The 21,705-nt window shown below is 72.8% G+C and carries 20 protein-coding genes and 1 pseudogene; 3 read left to right on the top strand and 18 right to left on the bottom strand.

Going from position 1 to position 21,705, the window contains the following annotated elements; genetic code table 11:
- Window positions 1–46 precede the first annotated feature (46 nt).
- Window positions 47–688 carry a HEAT repeat domain-containing protein gene (locus tag ACWDN5_RS15425; protein WP_449676748.1) on the top strand — a complete coding sequence of 214 codons (642 nt, stop codon included), beginning with the start codon at window positions 47–49 and terminating at the stop codon, window positions 686–688.
- Entirely contained in the window at window positions 682–1,653 is a 972-nt protein-coding gene (locus ACWDN5_RS15420; RefSeq protein ID WP_449676747.1) for a MerR family transcriptional regulator, read from the top strand. Before ACWDN5_RS15425 ends, ACWDN5_RS15420 begins: the two co-directional genes overlap by 7 nt.
- Here ACWDN5_RS15420 and ACWDN5_RS15415 read toward each other — a convergent pair.
- The 4 genes from ACWDN5_RS15415 to ACWDN5_RS15400 all read right to left on the bottom strand — a co-directional run bounded on the left by ACWDN5_RS15415 (window position 1,640) and on the right by ACWDN5_RS15400 (window position 4,235).
- Window positions 1,640–2,188, bottom strand: coding sequence for a phosphoribosyltransferase family protein (locus ACWDN5_RS15415; RefSeq protein WP_449676746.1), 549 nt, complete (start codon window positions 2,186–2,188; stop codon window positions 1,640–1,642). The two genes, ACWDN5_RS15420 and ACWDN5_RS15415, sit on opposite strands and share 14 nt — an antisense overlap.
- A 49-nt stretch (window positions 2,189–2,237) precedes the next feature.
- A complete protein-coding gene (locus tag ACWDN5_RS15410) occupies window positions 2,238–3,224 on the bottom strand; it encodes an RNA polymerase subunit sigma-70 (protein WP_449676785.1) in 987 nt (328 codons plus the stop codon).
- A 37-nt stretch (window positions 3,225–3,261) separates the two neighbouring features.
- The gene (locus ACWDN5_RS15405) at window positions 3,262–3,627 is read right to left on the bottom strand and encodes a DsrE family protein (RefSeq protein ID WP_310972642.1); all 366 of its coding nucleotides are present in this window, start codon (window positions 3,625–3,627) and stop codon (window positions 3,262–3,264) included.
- 74 nt (window positions 3,628–3,701) lie between these two features.
- On the bottom strand, window positions 3,702–4,235 hold the full coding sequence (locus ACWDN5_RS15400) for a CGNR zinc finger domain-containing protein (RefSeq protein ID WP_449676745.1): 534 nt from the start codon (window positions 4,233–4,235) through the stop codon (window positions 3,702–3,704).
- Window positions 4,236–4,313: 78 nt separating this feature from the next.
- Here ACWDN5_RS15400 and ACWDN5_RS15395 point away from each other — a divergent pair, with 78 nt between their 5' ends.
- A complete protein-coding gene (locus ACWDN5_RS15395) occupies window positions 4,314–5,483 on the top strand; it encodes an MFS transporter (RefSeq protein WP_449676744.1) in 1,170 nt (389 codons plus the stop codon).
- Between the two features lie 3 nt (window positions 5,484–5,486).
- Here ACWDN5_RS15395 and ACWDN5_RS15390 read toward each other — a convergent pair whose 3' ends face one another.
- From ACWDN5_RS15390 to mraZ, 14 genes and pseudogenes are all read right to left on the bottom strand, one after another.
- Window positions 5,487–5,996 (bottom strand): hypothetical protein, encoded by a 510-nt coding sequence (locus ACWDN5_RS15390; RefSeq protein WP_449676743.1) that lies wholly within the window; start codon window positions 5,994–5,996, stop codon window positions 5,487–5,489.
- A gap of 55 nt (window positions 5,997–6,051) precedes the next feature.
- Window positions 6,052–6,312 (bottom strand): annotated as a pseudogene (locus tag ACWDN5_RS15385) (SDR family oxidoreductase); the annotation flags it as partial.
- A 78-nt stretch (window positions 6,313–6,390) separates the two neighbouring features.
- Entirely contained in the window at window positions 6,391–7,221 is an 831-nt protein-coding gene (locus ACWDN5_RS15380) for a cell division protein FtsQ/DivIB (RefSeq protein ID WP_310972638.1), read from the bottom strand.
- Between the two features lie 4 nt (window positions 7,222–7,225).
- A complete protein-coding gene (gene murC, locus ACWDN5_RS15375; protein ID WP_449676742.1) occupies window positions 7,226–8,614 on the bottom strand; it encodes a UDP-N-acetylmuramate--L-alanine ligase in 1,389 nt (462 codons plus the stop codon).
- A complete protein-coding gene (murG, locus tag ACWDN5_RS15370) occupies window positions 8,607–9,731 on the bottom strand; it encodes an undecaprenyldiphospho-muramoylpentapeptide beta-N-acetylglucosaminyltransferase (RefSeq protein WP_449676741.1) in 1,125 nt (374 codons plus the stop codon). The genes murC and murG overlap by 8 nt, the downstream gene beginning before the upstream one ends.
- Complete coding sequence (gene ftsW / locus ACWDN5_RS15365; RefSeq protein WP_449676740.1) at window positions 9,728–11,230, bottom strand: putative lipid II flippase FtsW; 1,503 nt, start codon at window positions 11,228–11,230, stop codon at window positions 9,728–9,730. The genes murG and ftsW overlap by 4 nt, the downstream gene beginning before the upstream one ends.
- Window positions 11,217–12,623, bottom strand: coding sequence for a UDP-N-acetylmuramoyl-L-alanine--D-glutamate ligase (gene murD, locus ACWDN5_RS15360; protein WP_449676739.1), 1,407 nt, complete (start codon window positions 12,621–12,623; stop codon window positions 11,217–11,219). Before murD ends, ftsW begins: the two co-directional genes overlap by 14 nt.
- 2 nt (window positions 12,624–12,625) lie before the next feature.
- Entirely contained in the window at window positions 12,626–13,708 is a 1,083-nt protein-coding gene (gene mraY, locus ACWDN5_RS15355; protein ID WP_043785144.1) for a phospho-N-acetylmuramoyl-pentapeptide-transferase, read from the bottom strand.
- Window positions 13,705–15,207 (bottom strand): UDP-N-acetylmuramoyl-tripeptide--D-alanyl-D-alanine ligase, encoded by a 1,503-nt coding sequence (locus tag ACWDN5_RS15350; RefSeq protein WP_310972633.1) that lies wholly within the window; start codon window positions 15,205–15,207, stop codon window positions 13,705–13,707. Before ACWDN5_RS15350 ends, mraY begins: the two co-directional genes overlap by 4 nt.
- Window positions 15,204–16,748, bottom strand: a complete 1,545-nt coding sequence (locus ACWDN5_RS15345; protein ID WP_310972685.1) for a UDP-N-acetylmuramoyl-L-alanyl-D-glutamate--2,6-diaminopimelate ligase — start codon at window positions 16,746–16,748, stop codon at window positions 15,204–15,206. Before ACWDN5_RS15345 ends, ACWDN5_RS15350 begins: the two co-directional genes overlap by 4 nt.
- Window positions 16,749–16,981: 233 nt before the next feature.
- A complete protein-coding gene (locus ACWDN5_RS15340; RefSeq protein WP_310972632.1) occupies window positions 16,982–18,907 on the bottom strand; it encodes a peptidoglycan D,D-transpeptidase FtsI family protein in 1,926 nt (641 codons plus the stop codon).
- Window positions 18,907–19,623, bottom strand: coding sequence for a hypothetical protein (locus ACWDN5_RS15335; RefSeq protein WP_310972631.1), 717 nt, complete (start codon window positions 19,621–19,623; stop codon window positions 18,907–18,909). The genes ACWDN5_RS15340 and ACWDN5_RS15335 overlap by 1 nt, the downstream gene beginning before the upstream one ends.
- On the bottom strand, window positions 19,620–20,567 hold the full coding sequence (gene rsmH / locus ACWDN5_RS15330) for a 16S rRNA (cytosine(1402)-N(4))-methyltransferase RsmH (protein WP_449676738.1): 948 nt from the start codon (window positions 20,565–20,567) through the stop codon (window positions 19,620–19,622). Before rsmH ends, ACWDN5_RS15335 begins: the two co-directional genes overlap by 4 nt.
- Window positions 20,568–20,782: 215 nt before the next feature.
- Window positions 20,783–21,214, bottom strand: a complete 432-nt coding sequence (gene mraZ, locus ACWDN5_RS15325; protein WP_310972684.1) for a division/cell wall cluster transcriptional repressor MraZ — start codon at window positions 21,212–21,214, stop codon at window positions 20,783–20,785.
- Window positions 21,215–21,705 lie beyond the last annotated feature (491 nt).

Here is a 21,705-nt window from a genome sequence, read left to right as displayed (position 1 = left end):
CTTCACACTGTGACAAGGTCTTCACTGCCGGGAGGAGGTGGTTCCCATGGAACACGTACTGGACACACAGCTGGCCGCCGGAAACTCGTCGGCCCGGCTGCAGGCCGCGCTGGCGGCCGGCACCCGAGCCGACCTCGGGCTCGCCGACGCGCTCGTGGCCCGCTGCGCGGTCGAGCCGGACTTCTACGTGCGCGACATGCTCACCTGGGCGTTGACCCGCCTCCCGGCGGACCTCACCGTGCCCAAGCTCGTCGCGCAACTGCGGTCCGGACGGGCGCAGGCCCGCAGCCAGGCCCTGCACACGCTGTCCAAGATCGGCGACCGGACGGCGTGGCCCGCGATCACGCCGTCGCTGCTGCACGACCCGGACGACGAAGTCGCGCGAAGCGCCTGGCGTGCCGCTGTCGTGCTCGCGCCACCCGGCGACTGGCCGGACCTGGCCGGGGAACTGGCGCGGCAGCTCGGCCGCGGCGACCGGGCCGTGCGGCTGAGCCTGAGCCGGGCTCTCGCCGCACTCGGTGACGCGGCCGAGTCCGCCCTGACGACGGGACTCGCCAGTGCCGACCCGGACGTGCGGGCGCACGCCCGGGCCACGCAACGGCTGGTGCGGGACCCGGACGCCGGGTTCGACCTGGCCGTCGACGAGGCGAAGCGGGTCGTCGCGCTCGGGCCGGACGCCGCGTGCTGATCGGGGAGGTGGCCCGCCGGTCCGGGGTGAGCACGCGGATGCTGCGGCACTACGACACCCTCGGGCTGGTGCGGCCGACCGGCCGGACCGTGGGCGGCTACCGCGAGTACTCCGAAGCGGACATCCGCCGGATCTTCCACGTCGAAGGCCTGCGCACGCTGGGGATGTCGCTGCGGCAGATCGGCCGTGCCCTGGCCGACCCCGCCTTCACCCCGGCCACCATGGTCGGCGACCTCATCCGGCGGACCGAGGAGCGGCTGGAGCGCGAGCGCGAACTCCTCGACCGCCTCCGGGCGATCGACGCCTCGGACCCCGCGGGCTGGGACGGCGTCCTGCACGTGGTCGGGCTCCTGCACGGGCTCGGTTCCCCGAGCCCGGGTCGCCGGCAGCAAGCCGCCCTCGCCCCGGTCGAGGACGTGCCGCTGCTGGCCAGGGCGGTGCTGACGGAGACGAACCCGAACGTCGCCGGCGCCCTGCGCTGGGCGCTGGCCCGCGCGGGCGCCGACGCGGTGGCCGCGGTGGCCACCGGCCTGCGCTCGGAGGAGGTGGCCATCCGGCGGCGCGCGGTCCTGGCCATCGCCGAGCTCCCGGGCGACGAAGCGACCGCGGCGCTGGCGGGCGCCCTCGACGACCCGGACCCGCAGGTGCGCCGCCACGCGGCGCTGGCGTCCGGCGGCCGCGGCGAGATCAGGGCGGTGCCGCTGCTCGTCGCGATGGTGGTCGAAGGCACCAACGACGTCGAGGCGGCGGAAGTGCTGGGGGTGCTGGCCCGGGAGCCGGGCCAGGGTGCGCGGATCCTGGAGGCGCTGGCCGGGGAACTCGCCGGGGCTCCTGCGGTGCGGATGCGCGTGACTCAGGCTCTGGCGGAGCTGCCGGGAGATCTGGCCCAGGACGTCCTGCAGCAGTTGACCGGCGACGAGGACCGGGCGGTCGCCCTGCTGGCCACGGCCATCAGAGTTCCCTGACGTGCAGCAGCGACCGGACGTCCAGCTGCCGACGCACCTGGTTGCTGCGCAACCCGTCCACCACGGTCGCCACGCCGAGCCAGGTGGCCTCGGCGTCCTGGGTGAGGAGGCGGGCGCTGTGGGCCTGGCCCCCGGTCTCGATCCAGTCGTCGACGAACAGCACGCGATCGCCGCCGTCGAGCAGGTCCTTGGGGAAGCCGAGGCTGAGGTGGCGGTCCCGGTAGTCCGGCGGGGTGGTCCGCCGCAGCCAGGCCTCGCTGTCGGCCGACGGCCCGCGGTCCTTGCGGACTTCGACGAAGCCGACCTCCAGGTGCAGCGCGACCAGCGGCCCCAGCAGGCAGCCACGGGATTCCGGCCCCAGCACGACGGTGGGCCGCCGGTCGGCGAACAGCCCGGCCAGTGCGGGCCCCAGGCCGGCGAGCAGCTCCGGCCGGCGCCACCACCCGGTCACGTCGGCGTAGCAGCCGTCGTCCGTGCGATCCCCGCGCCAGGTGAAAGCACGCCGGAGCCCGGACTTCACCTCTTCCACCAGCACGTGGCCGATGGTCGCGCCCGCGGGCCTTCGCGGGCAATCGGATTTCGGCCTACCCCGGCAGGCGCTCCGGCAGGCCGAGCACCGGGAACCGCCCGGCGTCGAACGTGGTGATCTCGGTGATCACCCCGCCGCTGACCCGCAGGACATCGATCGTCAACGGCCGGTACACCCCCTGTTGCCGGAGGTAGAACGCGACCGCGGGCTGCCGGTTGACCGCCGCCGGGACGCCGCGCAAGCCCGTCAGCTGCTCGAACCCGTCCTCGACCCAGTTCCGCACCACCGCGTCCCGGCCGAGGTGCAGGCCCGGTGTCGGCGGCATCGAACAGCGGACGTCCTCGCGCAGCAGGGCGGCGATCCCGGCGACGTCGACGGCCACGCTGGCCTCGGTGTAGCGGCGCACCAGCTCGCGCGTGCCGGCGTCCTCCTCGCCGCCGGTCCAGTCCTGGCGCTCGGCGGGCAGGTGCTCCCGCATGCCCGCGCGGGCCCGCTGCAGCGCGCTGTTCACGGAGTTGACCGAGTCCCCGAGCAGCTCCGCGACCTCCTTCGCCGGCCGGCCGAGCACGTCGCGCAGGATCAGCACCGCCCGTGGCCGCGGCGCCAGGTGCTGGACCGCGACCAGGTACGCCAGCTCGATCGTCTCCCGCGCGAGGGCGACGGCCTCCGGCTCGTCCGCACCGGCCGCGGGCAGCTCGTCCAGCAGGCGGTCCGGGTAGGGCTGCAGCCACGGCACCTCGCCCCCGGCCGCCGGCTCCGGGCGGCAGCGGGCCAGCCGGTCCAGGCACGCGTTGGTGGCGATCCGGTACAGCCACGCCCGGAACGTCGACCGCCCCTCGAAGGTCTCCCGCCGCCGCCAGGCGCGCAGGAAGGTCTCCTGGACGGTGTCCTCGGCGTCCTCGAACGACCCCAGCATCCGGTAGCAGTGCACGTGCAGCTCCCGCCGGTGCCGCTCCGCCAGTCCCGAGAACGCCGGCTCCTCCAGCCGCGTGTCCGCACTCATCCCGTCATCCTTCCGCCTCGTCGTGGCTGTCGCAGGTATGACGGCGGCGAGCGCGGCAACTCATCACCGGGCCGGTTCAGTAGCTGAACGTCGTCGCCGCTTCGTCGCCGATCCACTTCCACAGCGGGATGGTGCCGTTCAGCTCCGCGCCGTCGATCAGGCTGCCGGCGTCGAGGTGCTTCGCGGTGAAGCAGATGGGGCACACGTAGTACCGGCCGCCCGCGGCTTCGTAGCGCTTGACCAGGTCGGCCAGCGGCGGACAGCCGTCGCACGCGGCGCCGACGGCGGTGCCCGCCAGGGCGATCCGGACCGCCTCCTTGGTCAGGAACATCAGCGTCTCGCGCCCGGTCTCGGCGGCCCCCACCGCGACCAGGAACGCGACGGTCACCTTTTCCGCGTCCTCGAGGCCCGTCGACAGGCTGATGACGGCTTTGTTCGACATATCTTGTCGCTCCCTTCGTCCGGACCAGGACGTTAGGAGCGGGCGGCGCTCGTGTCGTCGGGTGTTTGCCCGACTTATCGGACCGCCTTGGCTCGATAAGTCGACTTCTTCGCCTGGTTGCCGCAGACCCCCATGGAGCACCACCGGCGCGTCCCCGGCCGGGAGGTGTCCAGGAACAACGCCCCGCACCGGGCCCCTTCACACCGCCGGACCCGCGCGAACTCCGGCGACGTCACCAGCTCCACCGCGTCCCGGGCCAGCACCGCGAGCATCGCCGACGCGGGGTCCGCGGCCTGCCAGCGCAGTTGGCCCGACGGCGTCAGCGACGGCGCGGGCACCGGCAGCGCCGCGACGCGGTTCAGCCGCTGCCGGGTCGACGGGCGCACCGAAGCCGTCAGCAGCTCGTGGATTGCTTCGCGGACGGCACGCGCTTCCTCGGCCGACTCCGGCCGGACCGGGGTGGCGAACGGGCCGAACCGGTCGATCCACGCTCCCCACGCCGCCGCGTCCGGCAGCTCCTCCGTCTCCGACGGCGTCCCCCGGTACCGCAGGGTCCGGATGAAGTCGAGGCACAGGCGGCCCGCTCCCGCGCGGAATCTGTCCGTCATACGGGTCACAGTACGCCGGAACCGGTTTGACTGGTACCTTCGGAACCGATCAAACCGGTTCCACTATTGGGGGCACGCATGACCGAGACCGAACAGAAGGCCCCACCCGGCTGGCTCGTGCTGCTCCTGGCCGTCTCTTGTGGACTGACCGTCGCCAACCTCTACTACGCCCAGCCGCTGCTCGCCGAGCTGCGGCAGACGTTCGACGTCGGCGAGGCCGCGGCCGGCGGGGTGGTCACCGCGACCCAGATCGGGTACGCCGCCGGGATGCTGCTGCTCGTCCCGCTCGGCGACCGGCTCGAGAACCGCGGCCTGGTCGCGACGCTGCTCGCCGTCGCCTGCGCCGGCCTGGTCGTCACCGGGATCGCGCCGGGGTTCGCCGTGCTGCTCATCGCCTCGCTGGCCGTCGGGGCGGCGTCGGTCGTGGTGCAGATCCTCATCCCGTTCGCCGCCGACCTGTCGCCCGACGCCATCCGCGGCCGGATCGTCGGGCGCGTCGTCAGCGGGCTGCTGTTCGGGATCCTGCTCTCCCGGGTCGTCGCCAGCCTGCTCGCCGAGGTGACGAGCTGGCGCGTCGTGTTCCTGATCTCGGCCGGCGCGATGGCCGCGCTCGCCGTCGTGCTGCGGTTCATCCTGCCGCCCCGGGCGCCCAAGACGGACGTCCGCTACGGCGAGCTGCTCCGCTCGACCTTCGCCATGGCCCGCAAACACCCGGCGCTGCGCCACCGCGCCCTCTACCAGTCGGCGATGTTCGGTGCGTTCAGCGCGTTCTGGACGACCATCGCGTTCGTCCTCACCGCACCGCCGTTCAACTACTCCCAGCTCGGTGTGGGCCTGTTCGCCCTGGCGGGCGCGGCCGGCGCCGCGGTGGCCCCCCTGGCCGGACGCTGGTCGGACCACGGCCACGGCCGGCGGCTCACGGCGGCGGCGTTCGTGCTCTGCGCGGCCGCGTTCGCGCTCGCGGGGTTCGGCGCGCACAGCGTCATCCTGCTGGCGATCGCGGCGATCGCCATCGACATGGCGGTCCAGGCGACGCTCGTGACCGGCCAGCACGTGATCTACCAGCTCGACCCCTCGGCCCGCGCCCGCGTCAACAGCGTGTACCTGGGCACGTTCTTCATCGGCGGCGCGATCGGCTCCCAGGCGGGCTCGATCGCCTACCACCTGGGCGGCTGGACGGCGGTCGTCATCTTCGCCGGCGCGCTGCCGCTGCTCGGCCTGGCCGGGATGACCCGCACCCGCGTCTGACGCTCACCCTGCGAAGACGGCCCGGTTCGCCGCCACCCACTGCGCGTAGGTCGTTCCCCGACGGCCCAGCAGTTCCTCGACGACGCCGGTCGGCACCTGCGGGTGCCGCAGCGTTTCCGCGAAGCCTTCGAGCAGCCAGCCGACGGCGTCTTCCGGGACGCCGTAACCGATCCACTGCGCGCGCTGCTCCGCCGGCGTCAGCTCGCGGAACCGGATGTCCTTGCCCAGCACCGAAGCCAGGGTCCCGACCTGCCCGCGCAGGGTGATCGCCTCCGGTCCACTGAGGACATACGTGGCGCCGACGTGCCCGTCGGTGGTCAGCACCCGCGCGGCGACGGCCGCGATGTCGCCGAGGTCGATCGGCGTCTGCGTCGCGTCGCCGTAGGCCATCGCCACCTCGCCCGCCCGGACCATGGGCGCCCAGTCGAGCGTGTTGTTCATGAACACGCCGGGCCGCAGGAAGGTCCAGGCGAACCCGGCCTCCCGGACAGCAGCCTCGACGGCGGTGACCACTGGAGCCTTCGTGTTCGTCCCCGATGCTGCTGCCCGACAAGGCGACAACCCGTTCGATGCCGGCTTCGGAGGCCAGCTCGCAGAAGCGCCGGACGGTCCGCGCCATCGGGGCGAGGTACACCGCCGAGACACCTTCGAGCGCCACCGGCAGGGTCGAGGGCCGGGCCAGTGACCCGACGACCACCTCGGCCTCGGCCGGCAGCTGCGCACGTTCGGGGTCGACGGTCAGCGCCCGCACCGGTACCCCCGCGGCCAGCAGTTCGTCGACCACCAGCCGGCCGACGTTGCCGGTCGCGCCCGTCACCAGGATCGTCATGAGCACCCTCCTCGTTCTCGTATGGCGTACGAGAACGTACGCCATACGAGAACCCGGGTGCACGGGAAATAAGGAAATTCAGGAGGTGATGGTCGGCAGTTCCGGTGCCGCGACGTCGTAGACCTTGCCGTCCTGGGTCAGCAGGGCCGCCAGGACCTTCGCCTTGCGGTCCGTCTGCTCCGCGGTCCCCCAGCGGACGACCTTGCCGTTGGCCAGCGTGAACTCCACGCTGGCCGGCGTCTTCGCCGTCGCCGTCGTGACCTGCTTGAGCAACTGCTCCGGGATCACCCCGAGCACCGCCGTCACCGCCCTGGTCACCGGGTCGTCCGCCGAGACCTTCGGCAGCTTCAGCTCCGGCAGGCCCGGCGGCCGCGCCGCGACCGTCTTGAACACCACGCCGCCGCCGTCCACCAGGTGCACGCCGTCGCCGCCCGGGCCGCTGTCGAAGAACGCGATCGCCGTTCGCTCGGTCACCGTGATCTCGACCGTGTTCGGCCACGAACGCGATACCTCGACCGTGGCGATGCCCGGCATCGCCGCCACGCGGTCGCGGATCTCGTCCGTGCTCAGCCGCAGCATCGGCTTGTCCGCCGGGACCGCCGCCACCGTGCGGATCGAGTCGGCCGGCACCGTGCGCGACCCGCTGACCGCGACCTCCTGCACCCCGAGCATCGAGCTGAAGAACAGCAGGTAGACCAGCGCCACCACGGTGAGCACCGACAGCAGCGCGACCCACCGGCGGCGGATCTCCACCTGCCGGTTGGGCCGGTTGCGCGGCGACGGCTTGGCGCGCGCGGCGCGGGTCCGGCGGCGCTCCTCCTCGGAGCGCCGCCCCCGCCGCTGCCGGGCCAGGGCCGCACGATCCGGCGCGTCTTCTTCCGGAGGACGGCGTTCCCTGGTCGGACTCATGGCTTCAGCGCTTGTCCAGCTCGGCGAGGATTTCCGGCCCCAGCTGCGTCACGTCCCCGGCGCCCATGGTCACCACGAGGTCGCCGGGCTTGGCCAGCCCGGCCGCCAGCGGCGCGGCGACGTCGAACGCCGGCTCGTACCGCACCGACGCCGTCACCTGGTCCGCGATCAGCGCGCCGGTGACGCCCGGCTCGGGCTCCTCGCGCGCGCCGTAGACGTCCAGCACGACGACCTCGTCGGCCAGCGACAACGCCGCCGCGAACTCCGCCGAGAACGTCTTCGTCCGCGAGTACAGGTGCGGCTGGAACACCACGATCACCCGCCCGGACCCGGCCGCCGTGCGCACCGCGCGCAGCTGCGCGGCCACCTCGGTCGGGTGGTGGGCGTAGTCGTCGTAGACGCGGACGTCGCCGGCCCGGCCCTTGAACTCGAAGCGCCGCCGGACGCCGCCGAACGCCGCGAGCCCCTCGGCCAGCTCGAGCGGCGGCGCGCCCAGCTCGATCCCGGCCAGCAGGGCCGCCACGGCGTTCAACGCCATGTGCTCACCCGGCACCGCGACCCGCACCGACAGCTCGGAGCCGTCCAGCGACAGCCGCACCACACCGCCGTCCGGCGCCGGGACGTAGTCCAGGATCCGCGCGTCGGTGGCCGTGCGGCCGTAGCGCCGGACCCGGACGCCGAGCTCCTCGGCCTGCTTGCCGAGGTCGTCCGCCGCGGCGTCGTCGGCGCAGACGATCAGCAGCCCGCCCGGCACGATCCGGCTCACGAACTCGGTGAACACCTTGGTGTAGGCCTCGGCCGTGCCGTGGTGGTCCAGGTGGTCCGGCTCGACGTTCGTCACGACCGCGACCGACGGCGAATACGTCAGGAACGAGCCGTCGCTCTCGTCGGCCTCGGCGACGAAGATGCCGCCCTCGCCGTGGTGGGCGTTGGCGCCGGACTCGTTGAGGTCGCCGCCGATGGCGAACGACGGGTCGAGCCGGCAGTGCTGCAGCGCCACGGTGAGCATCGACGTCGTCGACGTCTTGCCGTGCGTGCCGGCGATGCAGGCGACCCGGTGGCCTTCCATCAGCCCGGCCAGCGCCTGCGCCCGGTGCAGCACCGGGATGCCCGCCGCGCGCGCCGCGGCCAGCTCGGGGTTGGTCTCCTTGATCGCCGTCGAGACGACCACGGCCGACGGCGGCTCGGCCAGTTCGTCCAAATTGGACGCCCGCTGGCCGACGAACAGCTCGGCGCCCTGGGCCCGCAGCGACAGCAGCGCGCGCGACTCCTTGGCGTCCGAACCCGACACGAAGGCCCCGCGGGCCAGCAGGATCCGCGCGATGCCGGACATGCCGGCCCCGCCGATCCCGATCAGGTGCGCCCGGCGCAGTTCTTCAGGCAGGTCAAGCACCGGCGGCCTCCAGAACGATCCGGGCGAGGGTCTCGTCGGCCTCGCGGTGGCCCATGCCGACCGCCGCCGCGCCCATCTTCGCGACGCGGTCGGCGTCGGTGACCAGCGGGACGACGACCTCGGCGACCTTGGCCGGGCTGAGGTCGGCGTCGTCGATCATCAGCGCGGCCCCGGCGTCGACCGCGGGACGGCCGTTGGTGGCCTGCTCGCCGTTGCCGATCGGCAGCGGCACGAACACCGCGGGCAGCCCGACCGAGGTCACCTCGGCGACGGTCATCGCGCCGGAGCGGCAGATCGCGACGTCGGCGGCGGCGTAGGCCAGGTCCATCCGCTCCAGGTACGGCACCGGCACGTACGCCGGCTTGCCCGGGAACTCCTGCACGACCAGCGTGTTCTTCGGGCCGTGCGCGTGCAGGACGCCGACCCCGGCGTCCGCGAGCTCCTTCGCCGCGCCGGACACGGCGGCGTTGATCGACTGCGCGCCCTGCGAACCGCCGAAGACCAGCAGCGTCGGCGCGTCCGGGTCGAGGTCGAAGAACGCGCGGGCCTCGGCCCGCAGCGCGGCCCGGTCGAGGGCCGTGATCGACCGCCGCAGCGGGATCCCGACGACCTCGGCGTTCGGCAGCGTGGTCCCCGGGACGGCGACCGCCACCCGGCGGGCGAACCGGGCGCCGACCTTGTTGGCCAGGCCGGCCGACTTGTTGGCCTCGTGCACGACGATCGGGACGCGCCCGCGCGCGGCCAGGTAGGCGGGCAGCGCGACGTACCCGCCGAAGCCGACGACGACGTCCGCGCCGACGCGCTCCAGCACTTCGCGGGTCTTGCGGACCGAGTCGCGGACCTTCAGCGGCAGCTTGACCAGCTCCGGGGTCGGCTTGCGGGGCAGCGGCACCGGCGGGATCAGCTCGAGGGGGTAGCCGCGGGCCGGGACGAGCTTGTTCTCCAGGCCGCGCTCGGTGCCGAGCGCGACGACCTTCGCGTCCGGTCGCAGCCGCATGACGGCGTCGGCCAGGGCGAGGGCGGGTTCGATGTGTCCTGCGGTGCCACCTCCGGCGACCACGACCACGGGCGCCTTGCCCGCGGCGGCTCGCTCGGTTCCCTTGACGGGCTTACTCACCTATGACCTCTCCGGTTCGCGGTACTCCGGGTACCACGGCTCGCTGTTGTCCGCGCGGCCCCGCCGCGAGACGTGGCCGTGCTCGTCCGTGCCGCGCTGCGGCGCACCGGTTCGCGGACCGACCTGCGTCGTTCCTGCGCCGGGGCGGGCCGGGCCGCACGGGGCGCCGGCCGGGCCGCCTTCGCCCCACTCCGCCCCGCCGCCTTGCGCGTGGCGGGCGGGCGGTACGGGTCGGGCGCGGGCAGCCGCAGCAGACGCCCGAATTTACCCGGCCCCTGTGTGCGCAGCGCGGCCACCGCCTCCGGTTCGTGCCGGGCGGCGTTCGCGAGCACGCCCATGATGAGCATGGTGATCACCAGCGAGGTGCCGCCGTAGGAGATCAGCGGCAGCGTGACGCCGGTGACCGGCAGCAGGCCGACGACGTAGCCGATGTTGATGCCGGCCTGGGCGACCAGGAACACCGTCAGCGTGCCGGAGACGATCCGGATCCACGGGTCGATGTTGCGGGTGGCGATCCGCAGGCCGACGATGGCGACCCCGCCGAAGAGGGCGAGCACGACCACGCAGCCGATCAGGCCGAGCTCCTCGCCGATCAGGGCGAAGATGAAGTCGTTCTGCACGTTCGGCAGGTAGCCCCAGTTGGACGTGCCCTGGCCGAGGCCCTTGCCGAGGAACCCGCCGTCGGCCAGGGCGAGCTTGGCCTGGTTGGCCTGGAAGCCCTCGGCGCTGACGTCGGCGTCCGGCGAGAGGAACGACATGACCCGGGCGAGCCGGTAGGGCGCGATGACGGCCAGCACGAGCACGCCGGCCAGGCCGCCCGCGAGGATGACGCCGAACAGCCGTTTCGGAGCACCGGCGAACCACAGCAGCGCCAGCAGCACCACGGCCAGGGTGACCGTGCCGCCGAGGTCGGGCTGCAGCATGACCAGGGCGAACATCAGCAGCGCGATCGGCACCACCGGCACCAGCAGGTGCCGCCACTGGTGGATCACGTTGTACTTGATCACCAGGATGTGCGCGCCCCAGAAGGCCAGTGCCACCTTCGCGGCCTCGACCGGCTGGAAGGTGAACTCGCCGATCTTGAACCAGCCCTGCGAGCCGTTGACCGTCGAGCCGAGCGGGGTCAGCACGAGCACCAGCAGGCCGAGGCAGATCACCGTCGCGGTGGCCGACATCCGCCGGATCCGCTCCAGCTTGACCCGCAGGCCCAGCCAGAACACGAACGAGCCGAGCGCGACGAACACGAGGTGCTTGACGAACAGCGAATACACGCCGCTGCCGGTCTTCGGGTTGTAGGAGGCGACCGACGACGCCGAGAGCACCATGACGATGCCGATGACGGTGAGCACGCCGGTGAGGGCGAGCACCAGGTGGAACGACGCCAGCGGCCGCGAGAGCCACGCGGTCAGCGCGGTCCGGAACGCGACGAAGCCGCTCTCCTTGCGCTCGCGGCGCGGCCGCTTCGGCGGCGGTACGGGTTTGGTCTCAGCTGTCGTCACTCGGCTCCCCCGCTGCGTCGTCGCGGAGGACACGCACGGCCGCGGCGAACGCGTCGCCGCGCGCGCCGTAGCTCGAGAACATGTCCAACGACGCCGCGGCGGGTGCCAGCAGCACCACGTCACCTGGCCGGGCCATCGCGCTGGCCGCACTCACCGCCGCAGTCATGGGTTCATCGTCACCCGGACGGAGGCTGTTCACCGGGACATCCGGCGCGTGTCGCGCAACCGCGGCGGCGATCACGGGTGAATCGACACCGAGGAGCACGACCCCGCGGAGGCGGCCGGCGATGCTGCTCACGAGTTCGTCGACCGAGGCGCCCTTGAGCTGGCCCCCGGCGATCCACACGATGCTCGCGTGGGCGCGCAAAGAACCGGCGGCCGCGTGCGGGTTGGTCGCCTTCGAGTCGTTGACGTACCGCACGCCGGCCACTTCGGCGACCTCGACGGCCCGGTGCGGGGCCGGCTGGTACTCGCGCAGGCCCTTCACCACGGCGTCGGCCGTGACGCCGTGCGCGCGGGCCAGCGCGGCCGCGGCCAGGGCGTTGGCGACGTTGTGCGGGCCCGCCGGGCGGACGTCCGCCAGCGTGGCGAGCTCCTCGGCGCTGTTCGCCGGGTCGGCGACGAAAGCGCGGTCGACCAGCAGGTCCTCGACCACGCCCAGCTCGCCGGCGCGCGGGGTGTCGAGCTGGAAGCCGACGCGGCGGGCGCTCTCGGGCGCGTGCTCGGCGGCGATCCGGGTGGACCAGTCGTCGTCGGCGTTGTGCACGGCGACCTTGGCCCGCGTGTAGACGCGACCCTTGGCGGCCGCGTACTCGGCCATCGAGCCGTGCCAGTCGATGTGGTCCTCGGCCAGGTTGAGCACGACGGCGGCGTCCGGGGCCAGTGTCGAAGACCAGTGCAGCTGGAAGCTCGACAGCTCCACGGCCAGCACGTCGTAGCCGGCGCGGACCGCGTCGAGCGCCGCGTACCCGATGTTCCCGCAGGCCACGGCGTTCGCACCGGCGGCCTTGAGGATCGACTCGAGCATGCCGGCGGTGGTCGTCTTGCCGTTGGTGCCGGTGACGACCAGCCAGCACGGCGGGTGCTCGCGCAGCTGCCCGACCCGCCAGGCCAGCTCGACGTCCCCGATGACCTCGATCCCGGCCTCGGCCGCGGCCACCAGCAGCGGCGACGTCGGCCGCCAGCCGGGGCTGGTGACGACCAGGACGACGTCGGCGGGCGGCTCGGTCAGGCCCGGCACCAGCTCGGCGCCGAGGCCGTCCAGCTCGGCCAGGCGCTCGGCGTTGCCGTCGGTGACGGTGACGCGTGCCCCCAGCTCGACCAGCACCGGCACCACGGACTTGCCCGTGACCCCGGCCCCGGCGACCAGGACGTGACGACCCGAAATGTCCACGGTCAGCCGCCGAGGCCCAGCTGCTCGCTGTAGAACAGGCCGAGCCCGAACATGCAGCAGATCGCCGACAGCAGCCAGAACCGGATGATCACCGTGGTTTCGGCCCAGCCGGCGAGCTCGAAGTGGTGGTGGAACGGCGCCATCCGGAACAGCCGGCGCCGGGTCGTCCGGAACACCGCGATCTGCGCGACCACCGAGATCATCTCGACCATGAACAGGCCGCCGATGACGATGGCGAGCAGCTCGGTGCGGGTCGTCATGGACAGGCCGGCGACCAGGCCGCCGAGGGCCAGCGAGCCGGTGTCGCCCATGAAGATCTTCGCCGGGGCCGCGTTCCACCAGAGGAAGCCGACGCAGGCGCCGGTCGCCGCGGCGGCGACCACGGCCAGGTCCAGCGGGTCGCGGACGTCGTAGCAGGCCGCGGCCGGCGCGTTGGCGCAGGACAGCCGCTCCTGCCAGAACGAGATGACCACGTAGGTGGCCAGCACCATCGCCGCCGCGCCGCCGGCCAGGCCGTCGAGGCCGTCGGTGAAGTTCACCGCGTTCGACCAGCCGGAGATGACGATGTAGCAGAAGATCACGAAGATCACCGACGGGAAGGTGATCAGCGCGAGGTCGCGGACGTAGGAGAGGCTCTCCGACGCCGGCGTGATGCCGTGCTCGTTCGGGAAGTTCAGCACCAGCACCGCGAACGCGATGGTGACCACGAGCTGCCCGACCAGCTTCGCGGTCTTGTTCAGCCCCAGGTTCCGCTGCTTGCGGATCTTGATGAAGTCGTCGAGGAAGCCGACGATCCCCAGGCCCACCGCGAGCATCAGGACGAGCAGCCCGGAGGCCGTCGGCGCGCCGCTGCGGGAGTTGAACATCCAGTTGATCAGGTGTGCGGCGAAGTACCCGACGACCATCGCGATGATGATCGCGACACCGCCCATGGTCGGGGTACCGCGCTTGGACTTGTGTCCCTGGGGGCCTTCCTCACGGATCTCCTGGCCGAAGCCCTGCCGGGAGAAGACCCGGATGAGGTAGGGCGTGAGCAGGATGGAGATCAGCAGGCCCGCCGCGGCCGCGATCAGGATGCTGATCACGCGTCACCACCGTTCGAGCGATTCTCGGAGTTGTCGGATTCCCGGGGTTCGAGCAGGGCTTCGGCGACCCGCCAGAGGCCGGCCGCCTTGGAGGCCTTGACCAGCACCACGTCCCCGGGGCGGAGCTGATCATGCAGCAGGGCGGCGGCGGCCTCGACGTCGGGTACCAGAGTGGACTCCTCGCCCCAGGAGCCTTCCTGGTGCGCACCCTGGTGCATGGCCGCCGCCTCGGGCCCGATGACCACGAGCTTGGCGATGTTGAGCCGGACGACGAGCCTGCCGATCTCGTCGTGGGCGGTGACCGAATCCGCGCCGAGCTCACCCATCACGCCGAGCACGGCCCACGAGCGGCGGCCGGTCTCCCGCGTCATCGCGGCGAGGGCCTTCAGGCCGGCCCGCATCGACTCGGGGTTGGCGTTGAAGGAGTCGTTGAGGATCGTGACGCCGTCGGGCCGGGTGACGACCTCCATGCGCCGGGCGGAGCGCCGTTCGAGGGCCGAGAGCCGCTCGGCGACCTCGGCCGGCGGCACGCCCAGCTCCAGGGCCACCGCGGCGGCCGAGAGCGCGTTGCCGACGTGGTGCTCGCCGTGCAGCGGCAGCTTGACGTCGGCCTCGCCGGCCGGGGTGATCAGCCGGAAGGAGGCGCGGGCCTCGTCGTCGAGGGTGATGTTCTCCGCGCGGACCTGGGCGGACGGGCTCTCGCCGACGAACACCACCCGGGCCTTCGTGCGGCTCGCCATGGCCGCGACCAGCGGGTCGTCGAGGTTCAGGATGGCGACGCCGTCTTCGGGCAGGGCCTCGACGAGCTCGCCCTTGGTCTTCGCGATGCCTTCGCGCGAACCGAACTCGCCGACGTGCGCGCTGCCGACGTTGAGCACGACGCCGATCTTCGGCGGGGCGATCTCGGCGAGGTGGGCGATGTGGCCGGGGCCCCGCGCGGACAGCTCCAGCACCAGGTGCCGGGTCTGCGCGTCGGCCCGCAGCGCCGTCCAGGGGTGGCCGAGCTCGTTGTTGAACGACCCGGGCGGCGCGATCGTCGGGCCGAGCGGCTCGAGCAGCTGCGCGATGACGTCCTTGGTCGAGGTCTTGCCGGAGGAGCCGGTGACGCCGACGACGGTCAGCTCGCCCTCGGCCAGGCGCTGCACGACGTGCCGGGCGAGCTTGGCCAGCGCGGCCAGCACCGCGGCGCCGGAGCCGTCCTTGTCGCCGGTCAGCGCGACCGACCGCTCGTGGGCCTCGCCCGCGGCCAGGGGCGGGACGACGATCGCGGGCGCGTCGACCTCGCGGGCGGCCAGCACGGCCACGGCGCCGGCCTCGACGGCCTGCGCGGCGAAGTCGTGGCCGTCGACCTTCTCGCCCGGCAGGGCGACGAACAGGCCGCCGGGCGTGAGCTTCCGGGTGTCGAACTCCACGGTGCCGGTCACCTGCGCGCCCGGATCGGCGCGGTGCAGCCGGCCGCCGACGACGTCGGCGATCTCGGCCAGGCTGAGCACGATCACACACTCACCTCGAGTTTGTTGCGGATGGCCGCGGCCAGCTCGTCGCGGTCGGAGAACGGGTGCACGACACCGCCGGCCTCCTGGCCGGACTCGTGCCCCTTGCCGGCGAGGAAGACGATGTCGCCCGGCTCGGCCAGCGCGACGGCGTGCGCGATGGCCTCGCGGCGGTCGCCGATTTCGATGACCTCGCCGCCTTCGGCGGGCCCGACCGCGCGGGCGCCGGCCAGCATGGCGGCCCGGATCGCCGCCGGGTCTTCGGAGCGCGGGTTGTCGTCGGTGACGATCAGGACTTCGCTGCGGCGGGCCGCGGCCTCGCCCATCATCGGGCGCTTGGCGGTGTCCCGGTCGCCGCCGCAGCCGAGCACGGTGATGATCCGGCCTTCGGTGCGGGCGCGCAGCGCGTCCAGGCCCTGGGCGACCGCGGCCGGCTTGTGGGCGTAGTCGACGACGGCGGTGAACTCCTGGCCGACGTAGACGCGCTCCATCCGGCCCGGCACCTGCACCTGGGCGAGCCCGGTGACGATGTGCTCCAGGCTCACCCCGGCGGTGCTCAGGATCGCGGCGGCGAGCACGGCGTTGGCGACGTTGAACTCCCCGGGCAGCGGGATGCGGGCCGCGGCGCGGACGCCGTCCGGGCCGTGCAGGGTGAACGTCTGCTCGCCCTGCGGGGTGGCCTCCAGGTCGGTGGCCTTCCACGCGGCGTCGGTGCCCGGATCGGTGGTGACGGTGATCGTCTGCGGCGTCAGCAGGGCCTGCCCCCACGCGCTGTCGACCACGACGACCTCGTGCGTCGAGCGGCCGTCGAACAGCAGCGACTTCGCGGCGAAGTACTCCTGCATGTCCTTGTGGAAGTCCAGGTGGTCCTGGGAGAGGTTGGTGAACGCGCCGACCGAGAACCGGGTGCCGTTGACCCGGCCCAGCGCGAGCGCGTGGCTGGAGACCTCCATCGGCACGTGCGTGACGCCGCGCTCGAGCATCACCGCGAGCAGCGCCTGCAGGTCCGGGGCCTCGGGTGTGGTGAAGCCGCTGACCAGGCGTTCGCCGGCGATCCGGGTCTCCACCGTCCCGATCAGCCCGGTGGTCAGGCCGGCCGCCTGCAGGCCGGCGTCGACCAGGTAGGACGTCGTGGTCTTGCCGGAGGTGCCGGTGACGCCGAGGACGGACAGCCGCAGCGAGGGCTCGCCGTAGATCCAGGCGGCGATCTCGCCGAGGGCGGCGCGCGGGTCGGCGTGGACCAGGATCGGGACGCCGGCGTCGCGCAGGGCGGGCCGCTCGGCGCCGGCGGCGTCGGTGAGCACCGCGACGGCCCCGGCGGCGACCGCCTGGTCGCTGAAGTCGGCACCGTGCGCGCGGGCGCCCGGGAGGGCGGCGAAGAGGTCACCGGGCAGCACGTGCTGCGCGCGCAGCGTGGTGCCGGTGACGGTGAGCTCGGCCGCGTCGGGCGAGCCGGCGATGAGGCGGGCGTCCGCCCTGGCGAGCAGCGTCGCCAGCGGGACCGGGACGATGCGCGCCGGGCGCGGCGGTGCGGGGACCGCTTTCACCGGGCTTTCCGGCACCGGGGAACTGGACGAGGACACGGACACGGCCAAGAGGCTACCGGCGGCCGTTCCGGGCCCCCGCACGCGGTACGGCGATTGCGCACGGCTGAGGCACATGTGCTAGGCGCCGTTCCCGACCTCGTTGCCCCGCAACGGTTTCCCCCGCGCCGGCCGATGTGGACGCTCAACCGCCGAAGGCCCCCTCGGGTGAGGGGGCCTTGACGGACCGTGCCTGGCTACGGGGCGATGATGAGCGGGACCTCCGGCGAGGGGCCGTCGGACAACGGAATCTGGTACCGCTGCGTCACGTACGAGGCGATGGTGTGGAACAGCGGCGCGGCGGAGTGCCCGACCGGCAGCGTCGTGTCCGGCGCGTCCAGCCGGATCCCGACGACGAACCGCGGGTGGTCGGCGGGCAGGATGCCGGCGAAGGTGATGTTGTACAGGTGGTCGCTGTAGGCCCTCGTCCGCGGGTCGACCTGCTGGCCGGTGCCGGTTTTCCCGGAGATCTGGTAGCCCTCGACCGCCGCCGTCGGCGCGGTGCCCTTCTGCAGGCCCTTGCCGTTCTGGGCGACCGCGCGCATCATGTCGCGCACCGTCTTGGCGGTCTGGGGATCGACCACCCGGACCGACTTCGGGGCCGGCTCGGGCACGGTCGTGCCGTCCGGGTTCACCTTCGCCTTGACGATCCGGGGTTCGACGCGCACGCCGTCGTTGGCGATCGCCTGGTACATCCCGGCCATCTGCAGGATGGTCATCGACAGGCCCTGCCCGATCGGCAGGTTGCCGAAGGTGGTCGCCGACCACTGGCTGCGCGCCGGCACGGAACCCGCGCTCTCGCCGGGCAGGCCGACGCCGGTGCGCTGGCCCAGGCCGAACGACTTGAGCAGGTTCGCGTAGCGCTCCTCGCCGATCTTCTGCGCCAGCAGCAGGGTGCCGATGTTGGACGACTTGGCGAAGATGCCGGTGGTGGTGAAGGTCTGGGTGCCATGCGTCCAGGCGTCGTGCACCGTCTTGTCGGCCACCTGCAGCGCGCCGGGCACCTGAACCGTCGACTCCGGCGTCGCGATGCCGTACTCGATCGCCCCGGTCGCGGTGACGAGCTTGTTGACCGACCCGGGTTCGAACGGCGTGGTGACCGCCGGGTTGGCCAGGTCGTCGGCGTTCCACGTGCTCGGGTCGTTGGGGTCGAACGTCTTGTCGTTGGCCAGCGCGTAGACCTCGCCGGTCTTGGCGTCCATGACGACCGCCTGGCCGCCCTTGGCGTGCGACTGCTGGACGTAGTCGCTCAGCTGCCGCTGCACCTCGTACTGCAGGTCGGAGTCGATGGTCAGCTCGAGGTCCGAGCCGGGGACGGCGGCCTGCAGGTCGTGCTCGGTGCCCGGGATGACGACGTTGTCGCTGCCGTTCTTGGTGTTGACCATCATCCGGCCCGGCGTCCCCGCCAGGTCGTTGTCGCGCAGCAGCTCCAGCCCGACGAGGCCGTGGAGGTTGTGCTTGGACACGTCCTTGTCTTCGGAGCGCCAGTTCGCGGCGCCGACGATGTTGGCCGCCAGGCTGCCGCCCGGGTACTCCCGCAGCGCGCGCTTCTCGACGCCGATCCACGCGAAGTGCTTGACGATGTCGGCGGCGACGGACGGCTCGACGTTGTTCACCAGGTAGGTGAAGGACGCCTGCTTGTGGAACAGGTCCAGCAGCTGCTGCTCGGTCAGCTGGTTCGGCACCTTCGCCGCGATGTACTTCGCGGCGGCGGCGGTTTCGGCGTCGAACGTCTTCTGCGTGCCGGGGTTCTTCGCGGCGAAGTCGTCCATGTTCTTGTGCAGCGCCTTGAGGTTCACCGACAGCGTGCGCACCTCGACGCTGAACGCCAGCTTGGCGCCGTTGCGGTCCATAATGGACCCGCGCTGGGCCGGGATGTCGATGGTCTGGGTGCGCTGCCGCTCGGCCGCGGCCGACAGCGCGGCGGCGTCGAACCACTGCACCTGCACCAGTTTCACGCCCGCGACGAGCAGCACGGCGACCAGCAGCAGGCGCACCGCGGAGAACCGGCTGCGGTGCCCGCCGTTGCCGCGGCGCGCGGCCGCGCTGCGGGTCCCGGCGGCGTACGTCCGCCGGGCGCTGCCCGCGGCGCGGGCGCGGACCTGGCTGCGGCCCGAAGCCATCACTGGCCGCCTCCCGGCTGGGCCGGCGGCTGCTCCTCGGCGGGCACGGCGGGCTGGTCGCCCTCGATCGGCGCGCCCTGCTGCGACTGCGTGCCCGCGGCGGGCGCGGCGGGCGGCGCGGCCGGCACCACGGGGGCGTCCGCCTTGGCCTTCTTGGGCTCGCCGACGAGCGAGGTCTTCCCGTCCGGGCCGACGACGATCCGCGCCGGGTCACCGCCGGGCACCATGCCCAGCTGCTGGGCCGCGGGCGCCAGGAAAGCGGGCGACTCCGCCTTGGCGACGTCGCGCTGCAACTGTTCCTTCTGCTCGGCCAGGTTCGCGTTGCTGGTCCGCAGCTGCTCGAGCCGGTAGGAGTCGGCGATCGCCTGCGTGGTCAGCCACAGCGTGGTCGCCACGCCGGCGGCCAGCAGCGCCATCATCATCAGCACGAACGACGCCCGCGACTTCGGCAGCAGCAGCTTCAGCCGGAGCTTCGGCTTCTCCGGCGTTTCGGCAGGCCTGGCCTTCGGCTCGAGGCGCGGCTCACGTTCCTTGAGCAGGTCGGCGCGCTGGGCGCGGCGGGCGTAGGCCCGCTCGGCCGCGGACGTGCGGCCCCGCGACGCGCGCCGGGGCGCGGTCTGCGTCGTCTGCCGGTCCGGCTCGACGGCGTCCGTCGAGGTGCGACCCCCCGTCGCCGGCGCGGCCCGGCGGCGGGAGGACTTCGCGGGAGCGGTCATCGCGGCTCTCCGATCCTCTCTGCGGCCCGCAGCCGCACCGAAGCGGCGCGCGGGTTCCGTTCGATCTCCTCTTCGCCGGCCTTCTCGGCGCCGCGCGTGAGGAGCTTCAGCTCCGGCCCGTGCCCCGGCAGCTCCACCGGGAGCCCTTCCGGGGTGCGGGACTTCGCGAGCTCGGCCAGCGCCTGCTTGACCAGCCGGTCCTCCAGGGACTGGTACGACTCGACGACGATCCGGCCGCCGACCTTCAGGGCGCCGAGCGCCGCCGGCATGGCGCGGCGCAGCACCTCCAGTTCGCCGTTGACCTCGATCCGCAGCGCCTGGAACGTCCGCTTGGCCGGGTGCCCGCCGGTGCGGCGGGTGGCGGCCGGGACGGCGTCGTAGAGCAGCTCGACCAGGCGGCCGCTGTTCGTGAACGGCTCCTTCGCCCGCTCGGCCACGACCGCCTTGACGATCCGCTGCGCGAAGCGCTCTTCGCCGTAGTCCCGCAGGATCCGGACGAGCTCGCCGGGCGCGTAGGAGTTGAGGACGTCGGCGGCGGTGAACCCGGTGGTCGGGTCCATCCGCATGTCCAGCGGCGAGTCCTTGGCGTAGGCGAACCCGCGCTCGGCGCGGTCCAGCTGCATGGACGAGACGCCGAGGTCGAACAGGATGCCGTCGGCCTTCGCGATGCCCAGCCCGTCGAGGGCCTCGGGGAGCCCGTCGTAGACGGTGTGGACGAAGTCGACGCGGTCGCCGTGGCGGGCCAGGCGTTCGGCGGACTTCTCGAGCGCGGCGGGGTCGCGGTCCAAGGCGACCAGGCGCAGCCGCGGGAAAGCCTCCAGGAGGGCGTCGGAATGCCCGCCGAGGCCGACCGTCGCGTCCACGAGGACGCCGTCGCGGTCGGTGAACACGGGAGTGAACAGCTCGACGATCCGGTCGAGTAGCACCGGGACGTGCTCGGTCATCGTTCCCTCCCCCTCTCTTGCCCAGTCGGCCCGGGGGAAATATGGCGGATGCCGTCAGGTCCCTGTCCGCCCGCTGCGGACCTGGTACCGGGGAAGGTGCACCAGGGCTGTTGAGCGGACAGAGGCCTCACGGCATCCGGGTGGGCTTCCCCTCCTCGCACGGAGCGGCGAACCTCTTCGTCCCCCGACGACGAAGGTGCACCGCGACCACACGCCTAGAAGACGCCCGGCAGTACTTCCTCTCGAGCCTTCGCGTAGCTGTCTTCGTGCTCCTCCAGGTAGCCCTGCCACGCTTGGGCGTCCCAGATCTCCAGCCTGGTGATCGCCCCGATCACCACGCACTCCTTGGTGAGCCCCGCGTAGCGGCGGAGCTCGGGCGCGATGGTGATGCGCCCCTGGCCGTCCGGACGTTGCTCGTCCGTGCCCGCGAACAGGTAGCGCTGGTAGGCCCGAACCGCCTCGTTCGTGAACGGGGCCTCGGCGACCTTGCGCGCCATCTGCTCGAACTCGGCGCGGGGGAAGACGAAGAGGCAGTGGTCCTGCCCCTTGGTAAGCATCAGCCCACCCGCCAAGGCGTCACGGAACTTCGCGGGCAGCGCGAGCCGCCCTTTGTCGTCCAGCTTCGGGGTGTGGGTGCCGAGGAACACGGCCTCCACCTCCCTACCGTCCACGGTGGCGAACCACCCCGGACGGCCACGGGGCTTCCCTTCCGCCCCACTGGCCACCACCGTACCCCACTTTTCACCACAGTCAACGCGACAAACGGGCAGACCACTCCGTCGAGTGTTCCGTTTGCGCAGGTCAGCCGGGTGGGGCCCGGTGGGGGCTGTGGTGGGGGACGGTGGCCAAGATCCCCCTCACCGGGGGCCGGAGCAACCTCAGCTGTTCCTGAAACGTCCGCATAACGGCCGCGAAAGAACCCCACCCCCTCCAGTGGGGCCCAGTGGGGACACAGGTGGGGCCCCGTGGGGAACCCGGGTGGGGCCTGGTGGGGACGCAGGTGGGTCCTCGTGGGGACATGCCCGGCCGACACGTCGCGAATGCGGTTCGTGAGCACCGGGGACCCGGGCTGGCCGCGGTACACGACGGCGGACCGCGTGACGCGGCTCTTCGACGACGTCTCGACGACGGTCAGCGA

The sequence above is a fragment of the Amycolatopsis sp. NPDC003731 genome (genome assembly GCF_053586895.1).
The sequence above is the reverse complement of the archived record's forward strand: the minus strand, read 5'-3'. Positions and strand labels throughout refer to the sequence as shown.

Bases quoted from the DNA above. Each gene is read 5' to 3' on its own strand.
- ACWDN5_RS15425 (WP_449676748.1), top strand. From the start codon at position 47: ATGGAACACGTACTGGACACACAGCTGGCCGCCGGAAACTCGTCGGCC.
- ACWDN5_RS15405 (WP_310972642.1), bottom strand. From the start codon at position 3,627: ATGTCGAACAAAGCCGTCATCAGCCTGTCGACGGGCCTCGAGGACGCG.
- ACWDN5_RS15400 (WP_449676745.1), bottom strand. From the start codon at position 4,235: ATGACGGACAGATTCCGCGCGGGAGCGGGCCGCCTGTGCCTCGACTTC.
- ACWDN5_RS15395 (WP_449676744.1), top strand. From the start codon at position 4,314: ATGACCGAGACCGAACAGAAGGCCCCACCCGGCTGGCTCGTGCTGCTC.
- ACWDN5_RS15380 (WP_310972638.1), bottom strand. From the start codon at position 7,221: ATGAGTCCGACCAGGGAACGCCGTCCTCCGGAAGAAGACGCGCCGGAT.
- ACWDN5_RS15340 (WP_310972632.1), bottom strand. From the start codon at position 18,907: ATGGCTTCGGGCCGCAGCCAGGTCCGCGCCCGCGCCGCGGGCAGCGCC.
- ACWDN5_RS15335 (WP_310972631.1), bottom strand. From the start codon at position 19,623: ATGACCGCTCCCGCGAAGTCCTCCCGCCGCCGGGCCGCGCCGGCGACG.
- rsmH (WP_449676738.1), bottom strand. From the start codon at position 20,567: ATGACCGAGCACGTCCCGGTGCTACTCGACCGGATCGTCGAGCTGTTC.